The organism is Enterococcus sp. AZ188, assembly GCF_050544075.1.
Lineage (GTDB): Bacteria > Bacillota > Bacilli > Lactobacillales > Enterococcaceae > Enterococcus_D > Enterococcus_D entomosocium.
The window spans coordinates 2,679,341-2,704,787 of sequence record NZ_CP172943.1; the positions used below are offsets into that span (position 1 = coordinate 2,679,341).

Here is a 25,447-nt window from a genome sequence, read left to right on the forward strand (position 1 = left end):
ACAAACCAAAACTAACGGGTTACTCTGTTTCACGCTTTGCTTCATCTTTTTTCTTTTTCAATAAAGCAATAGCAGCTAACAGCGTGGCAATTCCAGCAAGAGACATTTGAATACCACTTGCATCAGATTCGCCAGTCTTAGGAAGAGTAGAACCAGATGCACTGGTCGTATGCCCCCCTACTCCTGTGTTGCCAATTGGCGTTACTGTATTTCCATTCACTCCGTTGTTCTGATTAGAACTTGATGGTGTTGAAGTAGAGCCGCTGATAGACTCACTTGCCGAAAGTGAATGATCTTGGCTAGTTGATTGTGATTGCAGCTCTGATAGACTCTCAGACAAGCTATTACTGTGATATTCACTGACGATATCAGAGTTGATATCACTTGTACTTGTGCTTAGCGAAGCAGAGTCACTCACGCTGGTACTATCGCTGATTGATTCACTAGCGCTCATGGAGACTGAATCTCGATCAGAGGCACTAAAGCTTTCACTCTGACTAGCCGAGTTGCTAGCACTCAGACTGTCGCTTGTTGACCCAGAATCACTTGATTCGGCGCTAAGTGATACTGAATCACGTTCACTATCACTGATGCTGGTGCTTTCGCTAGCTGATTCACTCACACTTAGGCTTTCGCTTGTTGAAGTCGAATCACTTACACTTGCACTATTTGACATTGAATCACGTTCACTATCGCTGATGCTGGTGCTTTCGCTAGCTGATTCACTCACACTTAGACTTTCGCTTGTTGAAGTCGAATCACTTACACTTGCACTATCAGACATTGAACCACGTTCACTGTCACTAATGCTGGTACTTTCGCTAACAGATTCACTCACACTTAGGCTTTCGCTTGTTGAAGTCGAATCACTTACACTTGCACTATCAGACATTGAACCACGTTCACTGTCACTAATGCTGGTACTTTCGCTAACAGATTCACTCACACTTGTACTGTCACTTGTTGATGTCGAATCACTTACACTTGCACTATCAGATATTGAACCACGTTCACTGTCACTAATGCTGGTACTTTCACTAGCTGATTCGCTCATACTTGTACTGTCACTTTGACTGATTGATGTGCTTTCACTTGCAAAAATCGACTCACTTGTACTGAAGCTGCGGCTTTCTTCCGTAGAAACACTTGCACTTTCAGACTCAGAATCGCGAATGCTAGAACTGTTGCTTGTGCTTTCAGAAGCGGAGGCTTGATCGCTCGTACTCATAGATTGACTCAAACTTGTACTGTCACTTGAACTAACCGATTCGGAATCTCGGACACTTTCACTTGTACTAATGCTTTCGCTAATGGAGGTTGATTCGCTAGGTGTAACTTCCGTACTATTCCGCTCGCTTTCGCTAGTACTGATGCTGACGCTAACTGATTCACTGGTGCTAGAGCTTTGTGAATCACTTGTCGAAGCACTCACACTTTGAGATTCAATCACTTCTTGTTTTTCGCTAAGCGATGTGCTGATTGATGCCGATTCGCTTAGACTTGTACTAGTAGATTGTGAAATGCTGGTGCTCTCACTAACACTTGCCGAGACAGAATCATTTGTACTTGTACTGTCACTGGTTGAAAGGCTAGAACTGTTCGATCTTGAATATAGATCGCTTAAGCTATCACTTGCACTATCGCTATTGCTGAGTGATGTGCTTGCACTATCACTCGTACTGAAACTACGTGATTCGCTGGCACTTTCAGATCTAGATAGTAAATCACTTAGACTCGCGCTTAAACTTAAGCTGTTACTTACGCTCGTGCTACCGCTATAGCTTAGGCTATCACTTCTAGATTCACTTGCACTCTCTGATCTAGAAAGTAAATCACTTACACTCGTACTAGAACTTAAGCTGTCACTAGTTGATGTGCTCATGCTATTGCTTACACTATCACTCCGTGATTCGCTCGCACTGCTAGATTGAGAGTTCATTTCACTTAAACTTAAGCTAGAGCTGTTGCTGCCACTCAACGAAGTACTTGTGCTTTGGCTCAAGCTATTGCTCCGTGATTCACTGGCACTGGTTGAACGAGATAGTAATTCGCTCAAGCTAGTACTGCTACTTTCACTCGTACTAATTGATGTGCTGCTACTATAGCTTAGGCTATCACTCCGTGACTCGCTGGCACTGACTGATTGAGATAATTGTTCACTTAGACTTGTACTTGAACTCAAACTCGTGCTAGCTGAAGTACTTTGACTGAAACTATTACTTAGGCTATTACTTAAACTAATACCTTCGGAAAGTGAGTCACTTGTCAATTGGCTCAAACTATTACTCAAACTGTAGCTGTCGCTCGCACTAGTTGACGATGAATCACTTAATGAACTGCTAGTACTTGTGCTGAGACTTAGACTCGCAGAAGTACTACTACTGTAGCTTTGACTTTCACTTGCTAGTGATCTGCTTTCTGAAAGACTATCGCTATTGCTCAAGCTAGCACTGATTGACGATGAGTCGCTCATTGATGTACTGATACTCAAGCTTTCACTCATACTTTCAGAAGCACTATTACTAATACTTGTACTATCGCTAGTACTTGTACTTATGCTTGCTGAGGTGCTGCTACTGTAGCTAGTACTGTCACTAGTACTTAGACTAATACTTGCTGAGGTACTGCTGCTAAAGCTTTCACTCATACTTGAACGTGAATCACTAATTGACGTACTCAAACTATTCGATTCACTATTACTGCTACTTGTACTAATTGAAGCAGAGTCACTAACCGAAGTACTGACACTAGTACTCATGCTCAAGCTGGCTGAAGTACTGCTGCTATAGCTTTGACTTTCACTAGTCCGTGAATCGCTCACAGACGTACTAATGCTTGTTGATTCACTATTACTTGTACTTGTGCTACCGCTGTAGCTTGCAGAGTCGCTTGCACTTTGTGACATTAAACCACTAGTACTCAATGATGATGAATCACTTAGTGAAGTACTAATACTTGCTGACTCACTGTTACTAATACTTGTACTTACTGATAATGAGTCACTCAATGACGTACTCGTACTTGTTGACTCACTGTTGCTTACACTTGTGCTGCCACTAAAGCTTGTAGAATCGCTCGCACTTAATGACAACGAAGTACTTGTGCTTAGAGATAACGAGTCACTGATCGACGTACTTGCACTTGTTGATTCACTAGTACTTACGCTTGTGCTACCACTAAAGCTTGTAGAATCGCTCGCACTTTGTGATACTGAGATACTTGTGCTCAATGACGAAGAGGCACTGATGGACGTACTCAAGCTTGTTGATTCACTGTTACTGATGCTTGTACTTACAGACATTGAATCGCTAATTGAGGCACTTGTACTTGTCGAATCACTATCACTCACACTGGTACTTAACGATGATGAATCACTGATCGATGCGCTCAGGCTTGCTGATTCGCTGTTACTGATACTTGTACTTACAGACATTGAATCGCTGATCGACGTACTTGCACTTGTCGAGTCACTGTTGCTTACACTTGTACTTAGCGATGATGAATCACTTAATGACGTACTTACACTTGTGGAATCGCTACTGCTAACACTTGTGCTGCCGCTAAAGCTTGCTGAATCACTCGCACTTAAGGATGCCGAAATACTTGTACTCAATGATGATGAATCACTGATTGATGTGCTTGTAATTGCTGATTCACTGTTACTGATACTTGTACTTACTGATAACGAATCGCTGATCGACGTGCTTGTACTTGTCGAGTCACTGTTGCTTACACTTGTACTTAGCGATGATGAATCACTTAATGACGTACTTACACTTGTGGAATCGCTACTGCTAACACTTGTGCTTCCGCTAAAGCTTGCTGAATCACTCGCACTTAAGGATGCCGAAATACTTGTACTCAATGATGATGAATCACTGATCGACGTGCTCGTACTTATGGACTCACTGTTGCTTACACTTGTGCTGCCACTAAAGCTTGCTGAATCACTCGCACTTAGAGATGTCGAAATGCTTGTGCTCAATGATGATGAATCACTGATTGATGTGCTTGTACTTATCGACTCACTGTTACTGATGCTTGTACTTACAGACAATGAATCGCTGATCGACGTGCTTGTACTTATCGACTCACTATTACTTACGCTTGTGCTGCCACTAAAGCTTGCAGAATCACTCGCACTTAGAGATGTCGAAACACTTGTACTCAATGATGATGAATCACTGATTGATGTGCTCAGGCTTGTTGATTCACTGTTACTAATGCTTGTACTTACAGATAATGAATCGCTGATCGACGTGCTCGTACTTGTGGAATCACTGTTGCTTAGACTTGTGCTGCCACTAAAGCTTGTAGAATCGCTCGCACTTAATGATGTCGAAATGCTTGCACTTTGTGATGATGAGTCACTGATCGATGTGCTCAAGCTTGTCGACTCACTAACGCTTGTAGATGATGATTCGCTCACTGACGTACTTGAGCTTGTGGACTCACTGTTGCTTACGCTTGTGCTGCCACTGTAACTTGCGGAATCACTCGCACTTAGGGATGCTGAAATACTTGTACTCAATGATAGTGAATCACTGATCGACGTACTTGTACTTGTTGACTCACTATTACTTACACTTGTGCTACCACTAAAGCTTGCTGAATCACTCGCACTTAGAGATGTCGAAACACTTGTACTCAATGATGATGAATCACTGTTCGATGTGCTGTTGCTTGTTGATTCACTAATGCTTGTAGATGTTGATTCGCTCGATGACGTACTTGCGCTTGTGGAATCACTGTTACTTACACTTGTACTGCCGCTAAAGCTTGCTGAATCACTCGCACTTAGAGATGTCGAAATACTTGTGCTCAATGATGATGAATCACTGATTGACGTACTTTCACTTGCTGATTCACTGTTACTGATACTTGTACTTACAGACATTGAATCGCTGATCGACGTGCTGGTGCTTGTCGACTCACTATTACTTACACTTGTGCTGCCACTGAAGCTTGCTGAATCACTCGCACTTAGAGATGTCGAAACACTTGTACTCAATGATGATGAATCACTGTTCGATGTGCTGTTGCTTGTTGATTCACTAATGCTTGTAGATGTTGATTCGCTCGATGACGTACTTGCGCTTGTGGAATCACTGTTACTTACACTTGTACTGCCGCTAAAGCTTGCTGAATCACTCGCACTTAGAGATGTCGAAATACTTGTGCTCAATGATGATGAATCACTGATTGACGTACTTTCACTTGCTGATTCACTGTTACTGATACTTGTACTTACAGACATTGAATCGCTAATCGACGTGCTGGTGCTTGTGGAATCACTGTTGCTTACACTTGTGCTTCCACTAAAGCTTGCTGATTCACTCGCACTTAGAGATGTCGAAACACTTGTGCTCAATGATGATGAATCACTGACTGATGTGCTTGTACTTGCTGATTCGCTGTTACTGATGCTTGTACTTACTGATAATGAATCGCTAATCGACGTGCTCGTACTTGTGGACTCACTATTACTTACACTTGTGCTACCACTAAAGCTTGCTGATTCACTCGCACTTAGAGATGTCGAAACACTTGTACTCAATGATAATGAATCACTGATTGATGTGCTCAAGCTTGTTGACTCACTAACGCTTGTAGATGTTGATTCGCTCACTGACGTACTTGCGCTTGTCGACTCACTGTTGCTTACGCTTGTGCTACCACTAAAGCTTGCTGATTCACTCGCACTTAGGGATGTCGAAACACTTGTACTCAATGATAATGAATCACTGATTGATGTGCTCAAGCTTGTTGACTCACTAACGCTTGTAGATGTTGATTCGCTCACTGACGTACTTGCGCTTGTCGACTCACTGTTGCTTACGCTTGTGCTACCACTAAAGCTTGCTGATTCACTCGCACTTAGGGATGTCGAAATGCTTGTGCTCAATGATGATGAATCACTGACTGATGTGCTCAGGCTTGCTGATTCGCTGTTACTGATGCTTGTACTTACTGATAATGAATCGCTAATCGACGTGCTCGTACTTGTGGACTCACTATTACTTACACTTGTGCTACCACTAAAGCTTGCTGATTCACTCGCACTTAGAGATGTCGAAACACTTGTACTCAATGATAATGAATCACTGATTGATGTGCTCAAGCTTGTTGACTCACTAACGCTTGTAGATGTTGATTCGCTCACTGACGTACTTGCGCTTGTCGACTCACTGTTGCTTACGCTTGTGCTACCACTAAAGCTTGCTGATTCACTCGCACTTAGGGATGTCGAAACACTTGTACTCAATGATAATGAATCACTGATTGATGTGCTCAAGCTTGCTGATTCACTGTTACTGATGCTTGTACTTACTGATAATGAATCGCTGATCGACGTGCTCGTACTTGTGGACTCACTGTTGCTTACACTTGTGCTGCCGCTAAAGCTTGCTGAATCACTCGCACTTAATGATGCCGAAATGCTTGTACTCAATGATGCAGAATCGCTGATTGACGTACTTTCACTTGCTGATTCGCTGTTACTGATGCTTGTACTTACTGATAATGAATCGCTAATCGACGTGCTCGTACTTGTGGAATCACTATTACTTACACTTGTGCTACCACTAAAGCTTGCTGAATCACTCGCACTTAGAGATGTCGAAATACTTGTGCTCAATGATGATGAATCACTGACTGATGTGCTCAGGCTTGCTGATTCACTGTTACTGATGCTTGTACTTACTGATAATGAATCGCTGATCGATGTGCTGGTGCTTGTCGACTCACTAATACTTGTAGATGTTGATTCACTACTTGACGTACTTGCACTTGTCGAATCACTGTTACTTACACTTGTGCTACCGCTAAAGCTTGCTGAATCACTCGCACTTAGGGAAGAAGAAACACTTGTACTCAATGATGATGAATCACTGATCGATGTGCTTAGGCTTGTTGACTCACTAATACTTGTAGATGTTGATTCACTATTTAACGTACTTGTACTTGTCGACTCACTGTTACTTACACTTGTACTGCCGCTAAAGCTTGCTGATTCACTCGCACTTAGAGATGTCGAAATACTTGTGCTCAATGATGATGAATCACTGACTGATGTGCTCAGGCTTGCTGATTCGCTGTTACTGATACTTGTACTTACTGATAACGAATCGCTGATCGAGGTGCTGGTGCTTGTTGACTCACTAATGCTTGCAGATGTTGATTCACTGCTTGACGTACTTGCGCTTGTGGAATCACTGTTGCTTACACTTGTACTACCACTGAAGCTTGCTGATTCACTCGCACTTAGGGAAGATGAAACACTTGTACTCAATGATGATGAATCACTAATTGATGTGCTCAAGCTTGTCGACTCACTGATACTTGTAGATGTTGATTCACTACTTGACGTACTTGCACTTGTCGAATCACTGTTGCTTACACTTGTACTACCACTGAAGCTTGCAGAATCACTCGCACTTAAGGATGTCGAAATGCTTGTACTCAATGATGCAGAATCGCTGATTGACGTACTTTCACTTGCTGATTCGCTGTTACTGATACTTGTACTTACTGATAACGAATCGCTGATCGACGTGCTGGTGCTTGTTGACTCACTAATGCTTGCAGATGTTGATTCACTGCTTGACGTACTTGCGCTTGTGGAATCACTGTTGCTTACACTTGTACTACCACTGAAGCTTGCTGATTCACTCGCACTTAAGGAAGATGAAACACTTGTACTCAATGATAATGAATCGCTGATCGAGGTGCTCAAGCTTGTCGACTCACTGATACTTGTAGATGTTGATTCACTACTTGACGTACTTGCACTTGTCGAATCACTGTTACTTACACTTGTGCTACCGCTAAAGCTTGCTGATTCACTCGCACTTAGGGAAGATGAAACACTTGTACTCAATGATAATGAATCGCTGATCGAGGTGCTTGTGCTTGTGGATTCACTAATACTTACAGATGTTGATTCACTCACTGATGTACTTGCACTTGCCGAATCACTGTTACTGATACTTGTACTTACTGATAACGAATCGCTGATCGATGTGCTGGTGCTTGTCGACTCACTAATGCTTGCAGATGTTGATTCACTACTTGACGTACTTGCGCTTGTGGAATCACTGTTGCTTACACTTGTGCTACCACTGTAACTTGCAGAATCACTCGCACTTAGGGATGTCGAAATGCTTGTACTCAATGATGCAGAATCGCTGATTGACGTACTTTCACTTGTTGACTCACTAATACTTACTGAAAGTGAATTACTTGCAGATATACTTTCGCTTGCCGAATCGCTATTACTTACGCTCGTACTGCCGCTATAACTTGCAGAGTCACTTGCACTTAATGATGTCGAAATGCTGGCGCTCAATGAGGATGAATCACTAAGCGAGGTACTCAAACTCATTGACTCACTGTTACTTAATGATAATGAATCGCTAACTGATGTGCTGGTACTGATTGACTCGCTAATACTTACAGATGTTGATGCACTAGCTGACGTACTTACACTTGTGGAATCACTGTTACTTACACTTGTGCTGCCACTGAAGCTTGCTGATTCGCTAGTAGACTCACTATTGCTTTCACTAATGCTCAATGACATCGACATACTAATTGAATTTGAGATCGAGTCTGATTCCGATAAACTTTCTGATAAACTCATGCTAGCACTCAATGAATCAGAAATAGATTCGCTGAAACTAATGCTCTCACTAAGCGAAGAAGAATCAGATTCACTAATTGCGACAGATAATGATTCTGATGCTGAAATACTTTCTGATACTGAATCACTCTCTGACAATGATAGTGAAGTGGATTCACTGAGTGATTGCGAGAGTGAAACTGATACTGACTCAGATAAAGATAAACTTTCAGAATCACTCGTACTGTTGCTCAATGATCCAGAAACAGAGGCACTAAAGCTAGAACTATCACTTTCTGAATCTGACTCAGAAACACTAGCTGATATGGATAACGATTCTGATGCTGAAAGACTTTCTGACATTGAATCACTATCCGACAATGAAATCGATGTTGAAATACTTTCAGATAGGGATTCTGATAAAGATTCTGAATCACTAAGCGAAATTGAAAGAGACATTGATTCACTTTCTGAGATAGAGGTCGATGACGAGCCACTCTCTGAGTCCGACACTGAAATAGATTCACTTGTTGAAAGAGACGCTGATTCTGAGTCACTCAATGAGATCGAAACCGATTCTGAATCACTTAAAGAAGTTGAAGTAGAGATTGATGTTGATAATGATTCAGATGTCGAATCATTCATATCAGATTCACTTTCTGAAATAGACGATGACAACGAGTCACTCTCTGATTCTGAAACTGAAACAGACTCACTCATTGATGTAGACATTGATTCTGAATCACTAACAGAGATCGATTCTGATAAAGAGTCACTTTCTGAAATCGATTGAGAAAGAGAAACACTTTCTGATTCTGAAGTAGAAGTAATAATGGATTCTGATAATGATTCACTTCCCGAAACAGACTCTGAAGTAGACAAAGATACCGGATCTTGTTCATAATTGACCGTGAACATCTGAGGTGAAGAATCCATTTGAGATGCTCCATTACTGGTGGTGTCAAAAGTTTGATTGGCAGCCATAGCTTCCGCTAATGTATTGTAGACTACTCCATCTGGTCCTGTAACCGTATAAATGTATCCATTTCTCTCTAAATCTGCATCTGTTACACCAAGAGTGATACTTTCGTTTGAAACGCCAGAAGTACCATATTTTCCAACAGTGACTGTTCCCGGGATTTGCTCAAATGCTTCCCCTGTAGCAGGATCTGATTCCGGTTGATTATTTCCAACGACACCGACTTCTTGATAAGACGGATAGAGAGTGATCGCAATAAACTGTTGATCACTATCTGTCGTACTACCATTATTGCTAGTATTATCAAAAACAAATGTCCCTGTTTGATCTGCATAATAACCGGTTTGAGTGAGGTAATCCGCAATTAAATCCTCATAACTTATTTCTTGGCCGGTCGTCCCATTGATGGCAACTGTGCCAGTTTGGTTTTGTAATGGACGACCATCTGAATTAACAAATGTTACGTTGACTGTTTGTGTGTCTGCTACAACATAAATAGTGGTTAGACTCGCTCCAGTACCGACTGTAGTAGATCCAGGCTGTACATTACCATTTAATACTGCACCTGTTGCATAATAGTAACCAGGAGGTAAATTCGTCGAAGTATAGTAACTATTGGTCCAATCAATAACATTCCCGTAGTTTGCAGGAACTCTATCTGTTCCTGAAGCTTCGGTACCAGCATTCATGTACTCAGAAGAGATCACTTGACCTGTCTTAACGTCAACATATTGGTACTGAACCGAATTATTAGCAACACCGTATACATAAATATTATAGGTATAATTGGTGTTTTCCATCGGAACGATCGCAACTGTCGCTTGTCCATAACTATCCCCATTATCGGCATTAGTCGTACTATCTCCGCCACTTTGGCCATCGTTTTTCGCAGAACTAGCGACTTGAGTACCAATTGCCCACATATAATTATCAGGCATTAGATCATTGGCATACTCCAACGTTTGCAAATCAAGATACTCACCAATGTAATTAACGTCTGGATCAATTGGCATATCAACAGTTTTGATAATATTGCCATACTGATCAACATAGTTTACAGTTACAGTTCCTGGTGCAATAGCAACAGTCGCTAATTCACGGGTAGAAGTATCTACAATATTAGATGTAGTAACATTTCCAGCCGTATCTTTAATGGTGGTTGTCGTACCTGAAATAGTCATCTCTACGAATTTTAAGTTACGGTTTCCTTCTGGAGCAGCGGTTTGGCTACTGCTGCCCTGCCATGTACTAATCTGAGAATTATTCATGACAAATGTTCCCGAACCTGTAATCAATCGGCCAGCCGAAACAGCTCCTGAAGAAGTTAAACGTGCTAAGTGCAATGCTCGCGGTGAAATAAAGCGAATGGTTGCGCCAGAATCAACGTTTACAACAGTATTGGCATTCCATTGTTGCAAATCAAGTACCGTTCCTGCATTAAATGTAACAACCGCTCTATTTGTGACATTCAGCGAGTTAGAACCTACTGTACGCGTAGCCGTCATTTGTAAATTTTGTCCAAAAGTTGCAGTTCGGTCATTTGATTGACTTCCTGAATAACGAGAAAAATCAAGGAGCATTTGGAAGCCGTCTTGTTTCCAGGTTACGTCATCTCCAACAGTGATTGAGTTAAATCCATAATAGACAAGGGGATAGTTGTTACTATTATAGGTACTAAGTTCGTTCCCAATAATTGTCGCTCCATCACCTACTTTAAAGGTATGGTTGAATCCTGTATCACTCGCATTGTTCCCTCGGATGGCCATATAGTAAAACATGGAATAACCAGTGGTACCAGCTGTTCGATTCAACTCTACATGGGATCCGTTAGCGATAGCTACTTCCCCAATTTGCATCAATTCTTGTTTTACATTGGCAACGATTTTGCCTGATAAAGTCACTTGACTATCCTCAGCATCCAGTAGTCGTCGTGGTTGATAAGCAGTATCTGTTCCGCTAACACCATCTCGTCCTTCGAGAGTGACATTATCGATATTGAAGTACCAGTATCCATAACCACCTGTTGCCGACCTTGAATCGATCACAGCGTCCGCTGTACCTGTCCCACTGTCTCCTGAGTTGGTGCCTGACTGCCAATGAATCAAGTTAATATTTGTGATCGTAAAAATTGAACCGCGAACCGTAGAACTTGCCCCTACATTAAACGCTGCTCCTGCCATATTGACTGTAAAACCATTCCCGTCAATAATCACACTCGTTTCGCGCCAACCCAAATCACGAGTTGCCACATTGGTAGCTGCTGTAATATTGGCGGTTACCTCGATATAGGTAATCGAAGAATTTCCATATGCTGCTTTTAAGGTAGCCCAGTCAGTAACTGCGGCATAAGTGCCATTAGCAATAGCGGTTTGCTTATATAAATCTTTATTCTTCACTTGGTCTGGCACATCAACTGTTACCCCAGAAGGTGAATTGGTTTTATTTCCATCATTGATTGCCTGCTCAAATTCTTCTCGACCCATATCCGGATCTGCAGAAACATTGATTTTAATGATCTGCCCCGATTGGGTGGTAATTGCAAAACTTGCAATCAAATTATTGGCACTAGCATATTGTTGCGCTGCCCGTATCAAAGATGTACTTGGCGAATTGCCATCTTTGACTACTATCTCTAATGAATTCGTTGTAGTGTCAACCGACGCTTGTACTTTCTTCGGCACTAATTGATCAAAGAGCTCTTGTGCTTTTTGTGATTCTACTTTATTTTTTTCGGAGACTGTTTGTTTTGGTGGGTTCTTTTGACTTACTGACGTTGAATGAGAGACGCTGGTAGATCGTGACATCGATAGACTAGTCGATTCTGATGCACTTGACGACAACGAACCACTTTCTGAAATCGAGGTACTTTCTGAGATACTCAAACTCTCTGATTCAGACACACTCTCCTCCTCGGAAAGGCTCATTGATTCAGAAGTGCTTTGGGATTCTTCAATAGTGGTAACATTGTTTTCAATTTCTGAATCACTCACACTCTGTGATTCGGTTAAACTAGTTGACTCTGTTGCACTTTGTGACTGGGTAATACTTTCGGATTCAGAAAAACTATCCGATGGCTGTGTGCTTTCAGATTGAGAAGTAGCTTCACTTTCTTGTGTCGATGAAGCCGGTATTTTGGTCGTCGTTTTATTTGCCAAGACATTCTCGGCATTTGCTTCTTTACTTGCATCTAATGGCGGTGTGATTTCTGAAGCATGTGCCACGATTGGCGCGATACTCAATCCAGCAATGCCAGTAAAAGAAGTGATCGTTGCATAGACCCAATGTTTTCCGCTTTTATACATCTTGTAGCGTTCACTTTTATTGGAGCGTAACAACTTTCGATAATTATTCTTTTTACTCATTACGTTTATTTTTCTCCCCTTTCGTAAAAATGTTTTATAAACTTCCCCAAGTCCTATTTATTTAGAAGATAGGATAACTAATTATTTCATAGCTAGTAAAAAAGTTACGTTTTGTCCCAGAATCGGGACAAAAAAAAGCAACCTCTCCAATAGAAGAGGTTACTCCACTTGAAATTCCTGTTGGACAAGCTTTAAAGCAGCTGCGATCGTATCGTCCATATCATAATAGCGATAGCTGGCTAGGCGCCCACCAAACAAACAATTTTTTTGCTGTTGCGCTAATTTTTCATACTTGCGATACAATGCATTATTGCTTTGATCGTTAATTGGGTAGTAAGGAATATCTCCTTTCTTCCACTCTTTCGGGTATTCTTTAGTGATAACTGTTCTTTTTGACACCACTGGACAAAAATGTTTATGCTCAATGATTCGCGTATAGGGCGTTTGACTGTCTGTAAAGTTCATGACGGCTGTTCCTTGGTAATTATCCGTGTTATAGACTTCAGTTTCAAAATGTAAAGACCGATAGGCCAACTCGCCATAACAATAATCGAAATATTGATCAATCATTCCAGTATAAACAATGTTCTTAGAAGAGGATTCATGTCGTGTGCGATCTGCAAAAAAATCAGTCTCTAAAGAAACATCAATCAGTGGATGTGTAAGCATTTTTTGAATCATTTGTGTATAACCCAATTTAGGTATTCCTTGAAAAATATCCGTAAAATAATTGTTGTTAAAGGTATACCGGATCGGCAGCCTTTTGATAATAAAAGAAGGAAGAAGATCGCATTCTCGTCCCCACTGTTTTTCAGTGTAGCCTTTGATCAGCTTATGATAGATGTCTGGTCCGACTAAAGAAAGAGCCTGTTCTTCTAAATTTCGTGGTCTTTTTATTCTTGTCTTTTCAATTTGAGTCATTATTTTGGTACGAGCTTCAGCAGGATTTTTGGTTCCCCACAGTTGGTAAAATGTGTTCATATTAAAAGGAAGATTATATAGCTCGCCTTGATAGTTTGCAATAGGAGCATGAATGTAGGGATAGAATTCAGTAAACTGATTGATATAGTCCCAAATTTTTTTACTCGATGTATGAAAAATATGCGCACCATACTTATGTACGTCGATTCCTGCTTGTTTTTCTGTATAACAATTACCGCCAATATGTGTCCGTTTTTCCAACATTTTCACTGTATGTCCCCGTTTCGCTGCTTCATGAGCAAAAACTGAGCCAAAAAGACCTGTACCAACGATCAAATAATCATAAGCCATTTTTTTCTCCTAAAAACTATTTTCTTTTATTATAGGATTTTGATAAGTCAGAACTATAATTTCTTTTTTTTGAAAAAGAAAATATAGAAGAAATGACTACCTTCTGTTATCTTAAATGATTGGTCATTGTCTGCACTGAATGAATCGAGGCAACAAAAAAGCTCTGAAATCGCAGCAGCTGACTGTTAAATCAACCGCTGCTCTTTCAGAGCAAAGCAATAATCGAAAGATTATTTATTTTTTAAGTTGTAGAAAGCTTGCAAGCCTTTGTATTCAGCAACTTCACCAAGTTGGTCTTCGATACGTAGTAATTGGTTGTATTTTGCAATACGGTCAGTACGTGAAAGAGAACCAGTTTTGATTTGGCCAGCGTTTGTTGCAACAGCGATATCAGAGATTGTTGAATCTTCTGTTTCACCTGAACGGTGAGAAACTACTGCAGTGTATCCAGCTTCTTTCGCCATTTCGATTGCATTGAATGTTTCAGTCAATGTACCGATTTGGTTAACTTTGATAAGGATTGAGTTACCGATACCGTTTTTGATTCCTTTTTCAAGGATTTCAGTATTTGTAACAAACAAGTCATCCCCTACTAATTGAACTTTGTCGCCTAAGCGTTCAGTTAATAGTTTCCAACCATCCCAATCGTTTTCATCCATACCGTCTTCGATAGTGATGATTGGGTATTTGTTAACTAATTCTTCTAAGTAGTCAACTTGTTCAGCAGCAGTACGTTTTACGCCGTTTTCGCCTTCAAATTTAGAGTAGTCGTAAACACCGTTTTCGTAGAATTCTGATGATGCACAGTCAAATCCTAGATATACATCTTTACCTGGTTCTAAACCAGCAGCTTTGATTGCTTCTAAGATTGTTTCAACACCGTCTTCAGTTCCTTCAAAACGAGGAGCGAAACCACCTTCGTCACCTACTGAAGTTTCTAAACCACGTTTAGACAAGATTGATTTCAAAGCGTGGAATACTTCAGTACCCCAACGTAAGCCTTCTTTGAATGTAGGTGCGCCTACAGGCAAGATCATGAATTCTTGGAAAGCGATTGGTGCGTCAGAGTGAGAACCACCGTTGATGATGTTCATCATAGGAGTTGGCAATACTTTTGTATTGAATCCGCCTAAGTAGTGGTATAAAGGTACTTCTAGGTAATCAGCAGCTGCACGAGCAACAGCGATAGAAACACCAAGAATCGCGTTTGCGCCTAATTTGCCTTTGTTAGGAGTTCCGTCTAAAGCGATCATTGCTTTATCGATAGCCATTTGGTCACGTACATCGTAGCCGATGATAGCTTCTGCAATGATGTTATTTACATTGTCAACTGCTTTCGTTACACCTTTACCGCCATAACGAGCTTTGTCGCCATCACGTAATTCAACTGCTTCGTGTTCACCTGTTGAAGCTCCTGAAGGAACCATTCCGCGGCCGAAAGCACCTGATTCTGTGTAGACTTCTACTTCGATAGTTGGGTTACCACGTGAGTCTAAGACTTCGCGTGCGTAAACATCAGTAATAATTGACATGTTTTGTCTCTCCTTTGAGTTTGTTTTATCTTAAGGGGAATACCCCTTGCGAACAACTTAATTGTAGTGAAAAAATCACGATTCTGCAAATGTTATTTTCATGAAAATGAAATTATTTTACAGCATCTAATAATGCTAGGAATGAATCAGCTTGCAAGCTTGCGCCGCCAACTAATGCTCCGTCAACATTTTCTTTTGCCATGTATTCAGCAATGTTTTCAGGTTTTACAGAACCGCCGTATTGGATACGCACGCTATCTGAAACTTCTTTGCCGTATAATTTTTCAACGGTTTTGCGGACAACGCCACAAATTTCGTCTGCGATGTTTGCATCCGCTGATTTACCAGTACCGATTGCCCAGATTGGTTCGTAAGCAATCACAAGATTACTTACTTGACCGTCTGTTAAACCGTCTAAGCCAGCAGTGATTTGTCCTTCGATCCACTCCGCTGTTTTGCCAGCTTCATAGGTTTCTAAAGATTCACCACAGCATAGGATTGGAATCATGCCGTTTGCAAAGATTGCTTTGGCTTTTTTGTTGATGTCTTCATCTGTCTCATGGAAGTATTCACGACGTTCTGAATGACCAATGATGACATAGTCAACACCTAGATCTGCTAAAGCTGCTGGTGAAGTTTCGCCAGTAAAGGCACCTTCATTTTCCCAGTAGCTGTTTTGAGCAGCAATTTTTAATTCTGTTCCTTCAGCAGCATTCACTAATGTTTCTAAGAATAAAGCTGGCGAACCGATCACAGAGTCAACTGTCTCGTTGCTAGGAATTTTTGTTTTGACTGCTTCAGCAAATTCTTTTGCTTCTTTCGCAGTTTTGTTCATTTTCCAGTTTCCGGCAATAATTGGTTTGCGCATGTTCTGGCACTCCTTTTCGTTATCAAGCGTGCAAAGAAAGTTCTTTGCACGGCTTGTCATTGATTATTTATCGTTGATCGCAGCTAGGCCAGGAAGTGTTTTTCCTTCTAGCAATTCAAGGCTGGCACCGCCACCTGTTGAGATGTGGGTAAATTTGTCAGCAAACCCTAATTGTTCTGCTGCAGCTGCAGAGTCACCGCCACCGATGATCGTTGTTGCATCTTCAAGGTTGGCAATTGCTTCACAAACACCAATCGTACCGTTTGCGAAGTTAGACATTTCAAACACACCCATAGGTCCGTTCCAAACGACTGTTTTTGCGCCTTTTAATGTTTCAGCAAACAAAGCGATGGTTTCAGGTCCGATATCTAAGCCCATTTGTCCTTCAGGAACATCACCAGTATGTTCTTCTGTTGGGACATCATTTGAAAATTCAGCAGCAGTGATTGAATCAACTGGTAATACTAATTTATCGCCAGCTTTTTCGATCAATTCTTTTGCTAATTCTACTTTATCTGCTTCCACAAGAGAATTACCGATTTCCATGCCTTTTGCTTTGTAGAACGTATACGTCATTCCGCCGCCGATCAAGATTTTGTCTGCTTTAGGAATCAAGTTTTCGATTACGCCGATTTTATCAGATACTTTTGCTCCACCAAGAATCGCGATCATTGGACGTTTTGGTTCTTCGACTGCTTCCCCGATGAATTTGATTTCTTTTTCCATTAAGAAACCAGCAACTGTTGGGATACCTGTTGAAGCGATCCCTACGTTTGAAGCGTGTGCGCGGTGTGCGGTACCAAAGGCATCATTTACAAAAACATCGCCTAAAGAAGCCCAGTATTTGCCTAGTTCAGGATCGTTTTTGCTTTCTTTTTTGCCATCGATGTCTTCAAAACGAGTGTTTTCAAAAACAACGACATCGCCATCTTGCATGTTGTTGATCGCTGCTTCTAATTTTTCGCCGCGGGTTTCATCAACGAATGTTACTTCTTTGCCTAACAATTCGCCAAGACGTTTCGCAACTGGCGCTAAAGATTTTCCAGCTTTATCTGCTTCTTCTTTCACACGACCTAAGTGTGAGAAAAGAATTGCTTTTCCGCCGTTTTCGATCACATAATTGATTGTTGGTAATGCTGCTTTGATCCGTGTATCATCTCCGATCACTCCATCTTTCAATGGAACGTTGAAGTCCACACGTACAAGAACTTTTTTATCTTTTAAATCGATATCTTGAACTGTCATTTTAGCCATGAACAGATTCCTCCTAGCATAATTGTTAAAAAAAGCGGAGAAGCGCGATGCTTCCCCGCTTTCTCTTGCGATGGTTTAAATTAAAGTCGTTCGCAACTCTTATAGGTTAGCGAAGTATTCTAAAGTACGTACTAATTGTGCAGTGTATGACATTTCATTGTCGTACCAAGCAACAGTTTTAACTAATTGTTTGTCGCCAACAGTCATAACTTTTGTTTGAGTTGCATCAAATAATGAACCGTAAGTCATACCAACGATATCAGAAGAAACGATTTCGTCTGTGTTGTAACCGTAAGATTCGTTTGAAGCTTCTTTCATTGCTGCATTGATTTCATCAACAGTTACTTCTTTGTCAAGAACAGTAACTAATTCAGTTAATGAACCAGTTGCAACAGGAACACGTTGAGCAGCACCATCTAATTTGCCGTTCAATTCTGGGATTACTAAGCCGATCGCTTTAGCAGCACCAGTTGAGTTAGGCACGATGTTTGCAGCAGCAGCACGGGCACGGCGGAAGTCACCTTTAGGGTGTGGTCCGTCTAGAGTCATTTGGTCACCTGTGTAAGCATGGATTGTAGTCATTAATCCTTCAATCACACCAAATTTGTCGTTCAATGTTTTCGCCATAGGAGCTAAACAGTTTGTTGTACATGAAGCACCAGAGATAACTGTTTCTTCACCTGTTAAAGTTTCATGGTTTGTGTTGTAAACGATTGTTGGAACATCGTTTCCACCAGGAGCTGAGATAACTACACGTTTTGCACCAGCTGTTAAATGTTTTTCAGCAGCTGCTTTAGAAGTGAAGAATCCAGTACATTCTAACACGATTTCAACACCTAGTTCGCCCCAAGGCAATTCTTCAGGGTTGCGGTTAGCTAAAACTTTGATTTCGTTTCCGTTCACATTGAATGAACCTTCGTGAACTTCAACTGTACCGTTGAAACGTCCTTGTGTTGTATCATATTTTAACAAGTGAGCTAACATTTTAGCGTCTGTTAAGTCATTGATAGCCACAACTTCGATTCCTTCTACTTCTTGGATACGACGAAATGCTAAGCGTCCGATACGTCCAAATCCATTAATACCTACTTTAACTGTCATTTAAGATTTCCTCCTTATGAAAATCATAAAAATATTTATTTTAAAGGGTTGCCCCTTTTAAAATCTCATTTGCGCAAGCTTCATCGGTGATGAGCCAGGTTTGTTTTGGTGCATTTTTCATGTATGCATTGACCGCTTTGGCTTTTGATTGTCCGCCAGCGACCGCAAAAATGATTGGGACTTTTTGTAAATCTTTTAATTGAAGTCCGATTCGAGGAACTTTGTAAACGACCTCGCCTGCTTCGTTAAAGAAATACCCAAAGGATTCTGCAACTGCATTTTTTTGTTTCAACATCAGAATTTCTTGTTCTGACATTTTTCTTCGAGCCGCCATATGCAACGCCCGTCCAATACTATGAATAACACAATTTGCTTGACTTATCAAGTTTAAGACATCAACGATGGCGGGTTCTTTCAAGAGAAACTCGTAGGTGTTCATGCTTAATTGTTCTGGTACAAACAAGGAGCGATAATCGCCATTTGTCTGCATTGCCATCACCGAGCTGACAGAGTTTGCTTGCACGTTGACTGATTCTCCGATACCACCACGGGCTGGAACAAACAAGTTATGACGTTTGGCGGTTTCCAAATTACCCAATTCCTCGGCAACTTTCGCCATTGTCGTCCCTCCCATTACTGCGATGGTGTTTTTGCCTTCTGGCAATAAGAGATCCAACGATTCATTCAGCAACTGGCCAAATTCAGCAATAACTTTCGGTTGTCGATCACCATCGCCGCTCGCAATCAAACAACGTTCGATGCCAAAGGTCTCTGATAATCGTTTCTCGATTTGGTGCATTCCGAACAGCTGATCCATCAGTGCACCAATCTTCGTGTACACTTCTTCTCCGTAGGCGGTCAATTGCATGCCGCTTTTTGAAGAGTCGATCAGTTTCAGCTTTTTAAGGATATCTGTTTCCGTCCTCAACACGCGTTCCGTCATTGATAAACTTTCCGAAAGTGTCCGGCGGCCAACGGGCTGCATCCAATAAATATTTCTTAAGATACGGTAACGTTCCTGGAGTACAGCGAGAATATCCGGGGTGATTGCCTCAATCAATTTTAATTCATCGAGCATTTTATATCCTCCCGTTGGACAATTTTCGTCCTACAATGACTTAAAATGACCCATCGATTGCAAAAAAAATTTAAATCTGTTTCCTACACCAATAATAGTAGCACTTATCGCCTTGATACGCAACTATTTCAGTCACAAAATCTTGCTTTTCATAAAATCGTCATAATTTGAAAAAGAGGAAAGGATCGATAAAAAAAGGAAAGGCTTTGCTGCCTTCCCTACTCATCGTTAATAGTAAGTTTTGCTTTACTCGAATCGTTTCCGCTTGGAAGAACCAGGGATATTCATGGCTTCACGATACTTTGCCACCGTTCGTCTAGAAATATCGATGCCTTGGGCTTTGAGGGCATCTGTCAACTTTTGGTCTGACAATGGTTTGTTTTTATTTTCTTCATTGATCAGTGCTTTTAGCTGCTGTTTGATCGATGCCGTCGTCAGGTCATCACCGCTTTCTTGCGTCGAAACTTTCTGTCCAAAGAATAGTTTTAATTCAAACACCCCAAAGGAGGTCTCCAAGTATTTCCCATTGACTGCCCGGCTGACCGTTGATTCATGAATTCCTAATTCTTCGGCAACTTCTCTTAAAACCAATGGCTTTAATGGTCGATCTGGTTGAGTGAAAAACTCCTTTTGCCGCGCAACGATCTGCACCCCGACACGATAGATGGTATCCCCTCGTTGCAGCAAGGTCTTCTTTAACCACTCGAACTCTTGGGCTTTATTGTCTAAATAACTTAAGACTTCTGGATCACCGCTTTGCTTCAATTGGTCAAAGTACTGCTGCTGAAAGCGAACCTCTGGTAAGGCGCGTTTGTTTGATTTCACGATCGGTTGTCCTTTTTCAACCGTCACTCGCAGGTCAGGAACGATGTAAAGCCCATCGGTCGACCCAAACGCCGCCCCTGGTGTGGGGGTCAATGTTTGAACATAATCAAAGACCTTTTGAATCTCAGTTAATGGAATCTGCAGCGCTTTGCTGATTTTGTCCCACTTGCGCTCTGCCATTTCCGTGAAGAATTCTTCTAAAATGAGATAAGCCATTGGCGGCGCATAGTCATCTCTTTCCGTTTGCAGCATCAAACACTCTCTTAGATCACGAGCACCGACTCCTGCCGGATCCAGTTGCTGGATCAAGGTTAAAGCATCAAGCATTTGGATCGGCGTCCCCCCGACAAGCTTCCCAGCTTCTTCCAAATCAATCGTCAAAAAGCCGTTTAAATCAATGTACTCGACTAAAAATAAAACGATCGTCCGCAAAAAGGTGTCGCGGTAATTTAAATGAACTTGATCAATGAGGTGTTCGAATAAAGACGTGTGCTGATCAGGGATCTGGCTTAAGTAATCCATTATTTGTTCTGACGAGCCGCTGCTCTTGCTTGGTGTGATGGGCGAATCATATTCCCCCAGATCAATCAACGGATTTTCTAATGCCTGGTTATCTATGAAGGACAATAATTCATCTGCAGAAAATTGCAGCACTTGGATCGATTGCTGTAATTTCTGCGTCATAGCAAGCTTTTGCGTCTGTTTTTGTTGTTGTGAAAATTGCTGTTGAAATTTCATCATTCTACCTCTTGTTTTTTTCACTGAAATTGGTTAAACTAATATTTGTGCTTCGCGCCTTTAGTGTAGTGGATATCACGTAAGATTCCGGTTCTTGAGACGGGGGTTCGATTCCCTCAAGGCGCGTTTTTTCTTTTCGTTACAAGTATACTCGATTCAAATCAATAATTCAAAAGCACTTAGGGACCGCTGATGCGGTTCCTTTTTTATTTGTATCTATGTAAGAAGGCGAACTCGTCCTTCAACGATTAAAAGCTGCTTGCAGCCATAAGGCGAAAAAAAGAAGAGGATTACTCCTCTTCTTCCTCTTCATCCGCAAAATCATCTTCATCATCGTCATCGATAATGGTGAGATCTTCCTCAATGCTGTCAGGTAATTCTTCTTCATCATCGGTGCTATTGTCGGCGCCGATTTCTTGCAAGTCTGAATTGTATGCCGAGATTTCTTCATCCTCGTCATCATCATCATCAAAGAGATCATCTTCTTCGTCATCTGACAAATCAGTATCCTCAGGATCATCATCGTTATAATCGATTGCATCTTCATCATCGTTGATAAAGGCATTGACTTTTTTACGTTTGCGACGACGTGGTGTATCTTCATCCTCGTCTTCGATGCCATGGTTGACTTCTTCATCGATCGAATCAATGGCGTACCATGAACGTAAGCCCCAACGATTGTCGCCTAAAGAAATAAAACTACCGTCGATATTCAAGTCTGTATAAAACTGCGCCAATGAATCACGAATCTCGCTGTCTGAAGTTTCAAGATAGTTTTGAATTTGGTTGACCAAATCAGAAAAATCCATCACGTCACCGCGCTGCTCTAAAATCGCATGGGCAACTTCAATCATCGACAATTCGTTTTTATTTACACCTTCAAATACATTAATTTCCAAACGGGACACGTCCTTTCACAGTCTACTCCTAATCATACAAAATTACGTCTCAAATTGCAATTTTTTCTTTCAATTTCCCTTTGATTAAGCGGTAAATTCTAAAGACAGTTTGTATTCGCCGACTTTGTCAGCAGCCATGAACAAGTCATAATCGATATCGATCTTTCCCGAGTATGGACGGTCTTTCAAGCTAACGTGCAAGTGATTGGTGAAGGTGTGGAACATCATCAAGCCATACGGGGTTTGATAACTCGTCTCTAAACGTTCCTTATAAGAAAATTTCAAGCGCATGCGCATTTCCCCTGAGCGAATCAATTGAATCAATCCGTCTGGCATAATTTTCATCGTAACGGGAATGTCGGTGCCGTCTGGCTGGATCTCTTTGTAACGGAGATATAAGGTATCACCGATCTTGACCGCTTGTCCTTGCAGATCAAACAGAAAGTTCTCTGTTTCCCCTGCTTGACGTACATTGGTTGTTAAATGAATCGAGATTGGGATTCCTTTTGATAATTCTTGCATGTACGTGTGCCTCCTTTGAAGATTTCAGTTTCATTCTTGCTTTTTTTCATTCGTTTGTCAATCATTTCAGTTGATTCTCCTTAGTCTATTTCTTCATTGAAAATAAAAAACGAAAACAATAGCAAGTTTTCATTCTTTTCTCCAAGTAATTTTCCAAGAATCGTATATAATAAGGATAACAGGTATTTTAAAGGAGTTTAACCGATTTGACTATCTATGTAATGGATCAAACCTTACCACGTATCCACAATCCTTATGAGCCGTTTGCCTTCACCGATGTTGCCACCGAAGTTGCTGGCAAACAGGAACAAGTTTATTGTCATTTTTGGCAGTTGTCCGATACGATGATTTTAGGCATGAAAGATACCCGGCTGCCTTTTTTGACAGATGGTCTGCAGGTTTTGAAAGAAGCTGGCTATGCCTCGATCATCCGCAACTCAGGGGGGCTTGGCGTAATTAATGATGCCGGTATTTTGAACGTCTCCCTCATCTTCCCTAAACATTTGGCTGCCACCACAGATGCAGCCTATGAAATGATGGCGACATTGCTGCAAACCGCCTTTCCTGAGCGGACAATTTTGGCTTATGAAATTGCTGACTCGTATTGCCCAGGCACCTATGACCTGAGTATTGATGGGAAAAAAATTGCTGGTACAGCACAACGACGAATCAAAGACGGCGTGGCTGTCATGATGTATCTGAGTGTCAACGGCGACCAACCAGCCCGCGGCTCTCTCGTTCGTCGTTTTTACCAAGCAGGTTTGAAAGAGCGCTTTGGTACAGATGGCTATCCAGCCGTCAATCCTGCGAGCATGACCACTTTAGAAGCGGCCCTCGGCCGTAAGTTTACCACACACGAGGTGACTGACCGCTTGCAAAAAGCCCTGCTTTCCTTGATCACAGACCAATCCCTATATCCGCTTGAATCACTGGATCAATGGCTGACAGAAAATAACCTTAGCGAACAAATGCAGCAACGCTTAGCTGGCATGGAAAAGCGAAACCAACCAATAAAGGAGTTTAGCGATGAGCCTACCATATAAATATCAAACCTTAGCGATAGAAAAAGTATTTCGTGATCCTGTTCATAACTATGTCCATGTACAGCACCAAGTGATTTTAGATTTGATCAATTCCAAAGAAGTGCAGCGTTTGCGGCGCATCAAACAGCTGGGAACTGCTTCCTTTACCTTTCACGGAGCAGAACATAGCCGCTTTTCTCACTCCTTGGGCGTTTATGAAATCAGCCGTCGCATTTGCGATATTTTCCAACGCAATTATTCCCTTGAAAAAGTCGGACCAAACGGCTGGGATGATAAAGAGCGTTTAGTGACCTTGTGTGCAGCATTGCTTCATGATGTGGGCCACGGACCATACTCCCACACCTTTGAGCACATTTTCCATACAGACCATGAAGCCATCACAGTGGCGATCATTACTTCTCCTGAAACGGAAGTTCATCAGATATTGAACCGAGTGGAAGCTGGATTTCCTGAGAAAGTCGCAAGTGTTATCACTAAAACTTATCCAAATCCTCAAGTCGTTCAAATGATTTCTAGTCAAATCGATGCTGATCGGATGGACTACTTGCTGCGCGATGCTTATTTTACCGGCACTGAATACGGCACGTTTGATCTGACCCGAATTTTACGAGTGATTCGTCCGTACGAAGGCGGTATTGCTTTTTCTATGAATGGCATGCACGCTGTGGAGGACTACATCGTCAGTCGTTACCAGATGTATGTGCAAGTTTATTTCCATGCGAGTTCTCGAGGGATGGAAGTGATCTTAGCCCATTTGCTGGATCGAGCTGCAGAACTGTATCAAGTGGATTCAGAATTGTTTCAAGGCCATTCGCAGCTGCTTCTCCCATTTTTAAAACAAGAATTCACCTTAGATGAATACTTGAAACTCGACGATGGCGTTCTGAATACCTACTTTACCCAATGGACGGAAGAAAATGATCCGATCCTCAGCGATTTGGCCAAGCGGTTCTTAAATCGTAAACCGTTGAAATCCGCCCGCTTTGACGATGAGATGCAGTTGCCGATGATTGAAGAAATGCAGGGACTGGTGGAAAAAGTCGGCTTCAATCCCCGCTATTATACTGCCATCAATTCAAGCTTCGATCTGCCTTATGATTTTTATCGGCCGACTTCAGGCAAACATCGGACACAAATCGAATTACAGGAAAAAGATGGTTCCCTTGTGGAATTATCCCAAGCCAGTCAGCTAGTTGCAGCTTTAGCGGGACAAACCCAAGGTGACCAACGCTTTTATTTTCCAAAAGAAATGATTGACCCCAACATCCAAAATCACTATGATTTATTTGGAGAGACGTATCAAGAGTTTGCCAAGCACATTCGCAATGGTGCTTTGATCAAACCAAGCCACTAG

General features: G+C 41.6%; 12 protein-coding genes and 1 tRNA gene. 3 read left to right on the forward strand and 10 right to left on the reverse strand.

All coding sequences use genetic code 11. The features are described 5' to 3' along the window. Positions 1-19 precede the first annotated feature (19 nt). The 8 genes from IGI86_RS12455 to rpoN form a co-directional block, all read right to left on the reverse strand. A complete protein-coding gene (locus IGI86_RS12455) occupies positions 20-12,961 on the reverse strand; it encodes a KxYKxGKxW signal peptide domain-containing protein (protein ID WP_430617331.1) in 12,942 nt (4,313 codons plus the stop codon). 159 nt (positions 12,962-13,120) lie between these two features. Further along, positions 13,121-14,233, reverse strand: a complete 1,113-nt coding sequence (gene glf / locus IGI86_RS12460) for a UDP-galactopyranose mutase (protein ID WP_086316476.1) — start codon at positions 14,231-14,233, stop codon at positions 13,121-13,123. Positions 14,234-14,463: 230 nt separating this feature from the next. Beyond that, positions 14,464-15,765, reverse strand: coding sequence for a surface-displayed alpha-enolase (eno, locus tag IGI86_RS12465; RefSeq protein WP_005234360.1), 1,302 nt, complete (start codon positions 15,763-15,765; stop codon positions 14,464-14,466). 112 nt (positions 15,766-15,877) lie between these two features. After that, the gene (tpiA, locus tag IGI86_RS12470; protein WP_008380860.1) at positions 15,878-16,633 is read right to left on the reverse strand and encodes a triose-phosphate isomerase; all 756 of its coding nucleotides are present in this window, start codon (positions 16,631-16,633) and stop codon (positions 15,878-15,880) included. Between the two features lie 63 nt (positions 16,634-16,696). Then, positions 16,697-17,887 (reverse strand): phosphoglycerate kinase, encoded by a 1,191-nt coding sequence (locus IGI86_RS12475; RefSeq protein WP_005234355.1) that lies wholly within the window; start codon positions 17,885-17,887, stop codon positions 16,697-16,699. A 99-nt stretch (positions 17,888-17,986) separates the two neighbouring features. Next, on the reverse strand, positions 17,987-18,988 hold the full coding sequence (gene gap / locus IGI86_RS12480) for a type I glyceraldehyde-3-phosphate dehydrogenase (RefSeq protein WP_008380858.1): 1,002 nt from the start codon (positions 18,986-18,988) through the stop codon (positions 17,987-17,989). Between the two features lie 40 nt (positions 18,989-19,028). Then, the gene (locus IGI86_RS12485) at positions 19,029-20,066 is read right to left on the reverse strand and encodes a sugar-binding transcriptional regulator (protein ID WP_005228675.1); all 1,038 of its coding nucleotides are present in this window, start codon (positions 20,064-20,066) and stop codon (positions 19,029-19,031) included. Positions 20,067-20,312: 246 nt separating this feature from the next. Next, the gene (gene rpoN, locus IGI86_RS12490) at positions 20,313-21,632 is read right to left on the reverse strand and encodes an RNA polymerase factor sigma-54 (RefSeq protein ID WP_176257008.1); all 1,320 of its coding nucleotides are present in this window, start codon (positions 21,630-21,632) and stop codon (positions 20,313-20,315) included. 51 nt (positions 21,633-21,683) lie between these two features. Between rpoN and IGI86_RS12495 the strand changes: the two genes are divergently transcribed. Beyond that, positions 21,684-21,755 (forward strand) — tRNA-Arg (locus tag IGI86_RS12495). Positions 21,756-21,919: 164 nt separating this feature from the next. On the opposite strand, the gene rpoE is transcribed toward IGI86_RS12495, so the two are convergent. Both rpoE and IGI86_RS12505 read right to left on the reverse strand, forming a co-directional pair. Next, a complete protein-coding gene (gene rpoE, locus IGI86_RS12500) occupies positions 21,920-22,528 on the reverse strand; it encodes a DNA-directed RNA polymerase subunit delta (RefSeq protein WP_005234347.1) in 609 nt (202 codons plus the stop codon). Positions 22,529-22,612: 84 nt separating this feature from the next. Continuing rightward, entirely contained in the window at positions 22,613-23,050 is a 438-nt protein-coding gene (locus tag IGI86_RS12505) for a DUF1934 domain-containing protein (RefSeq protein ID WP_005234346.1), read from the reverse strand. 221 nt (positions 23,051-23,271) lie between these two features. Here IGI86_RS12505 and IGI86_RS12510 point away from each other — a divergent pair, with 221 nt between their 5' ends. Next, the gene (locus IGI86_RS12510; RefSeq protein ID WP_016619756.1) at positions 23,272-24,093 is read left to right on the forward strand and encodes a lipoate--protein ligase family protein; all 822 of its coding nucleotides are present in this window, start codon (positions 23,272-23,274) and stop codon (positions 24,091-24,093) included. Further along, a complete protein-coding gene (locus tag IGI86_RS12515) occupies positions 24,077-25,447 on the forward strand; it encodes an HD domain-containing protein (RefSeq protein ID WP_061053146.1) in 1,371 nt (456 codons plus the stop codon). Before IGI86_RS12510 ends, IGI86_RS12515 begins: the two co-directional genes overlap by 17 nt.

Bases quoted from the DNA above. Each gene is read 5' to 3' on its own strand.
- IGI86_RS12455 (WP_430617331.1), bottom strand. From the start codon at position 12,961: ATGAGTAAAAAGAATAATTATCGAAAGTTGTTACGCTCCAATAAAAGT.
- glf (WP_086316476.1), bottom strand. From the start codon at position 14,233: ATGGCTTATGATTATTTGATCGTTGGTACAGGTCTTTTTGGCTCAGTT.
- eno (WP_005234360.1), bottom strand. From the start codon at position 15,765: ATGTCAATTATTACTGATGTTTACGCACGCGAAGTCTTAGACTCACGT.
- tpiA (WP_008380860.1), bottom strand. From the start codon at position 16,633: ATGCGCAAACCAATTATTGCCGGAAACTGGAAAATGAACAAAACTGCG.
- IGI86_RS12475 (WP_005234355.1), bottom strand. From the start codon at position 17,887: ATGGCTAAAATGACAGTTCAAGATATCGATTTAAAAGATAAAAAAGTT.
- gap (WP_008380858.1), bottom strand. From the start codon at position 18,988: ATGACAGTTAAAGTAGGTATTAATGGATTTGGACGTATCGGACGCTTA.
- IGI86_RS12485 (WP_005228675.1), bottom strand. From the start codon at position 20,066: ATGCTCGATGAATTAAAATTGATTGAGGCAATCACCCCGGATATTCTC.
- rpoN (WP_176257008.1), bottom strand. From the start codon at position 21,632: ATGATGAAATTTCAACAGCAATTTTCACAACAACAAAAACAGACGCAA.
- IGI86_RS12505 (WP_005234346.1), bottom strand. From the start codon at position 23,050: ATGCAAGAATTATCAAAAGGAATCCCAATCTCGATTCATTTAACAACC.
- IGI86_RS12510 (WP_016619756.1), top strand. From the start codon at position 23,272: ATGGATCAAACCTTACCACGTATCCACAATCCTTATGAGCCGTTTGCC.
- IGI86_RS12515 (WP_061053146.1), top strand. From the start codon at position 24,077: ATGAGCCTACCATATAAATATCAAACCTTAGCGATAGAAAAAGTATTT.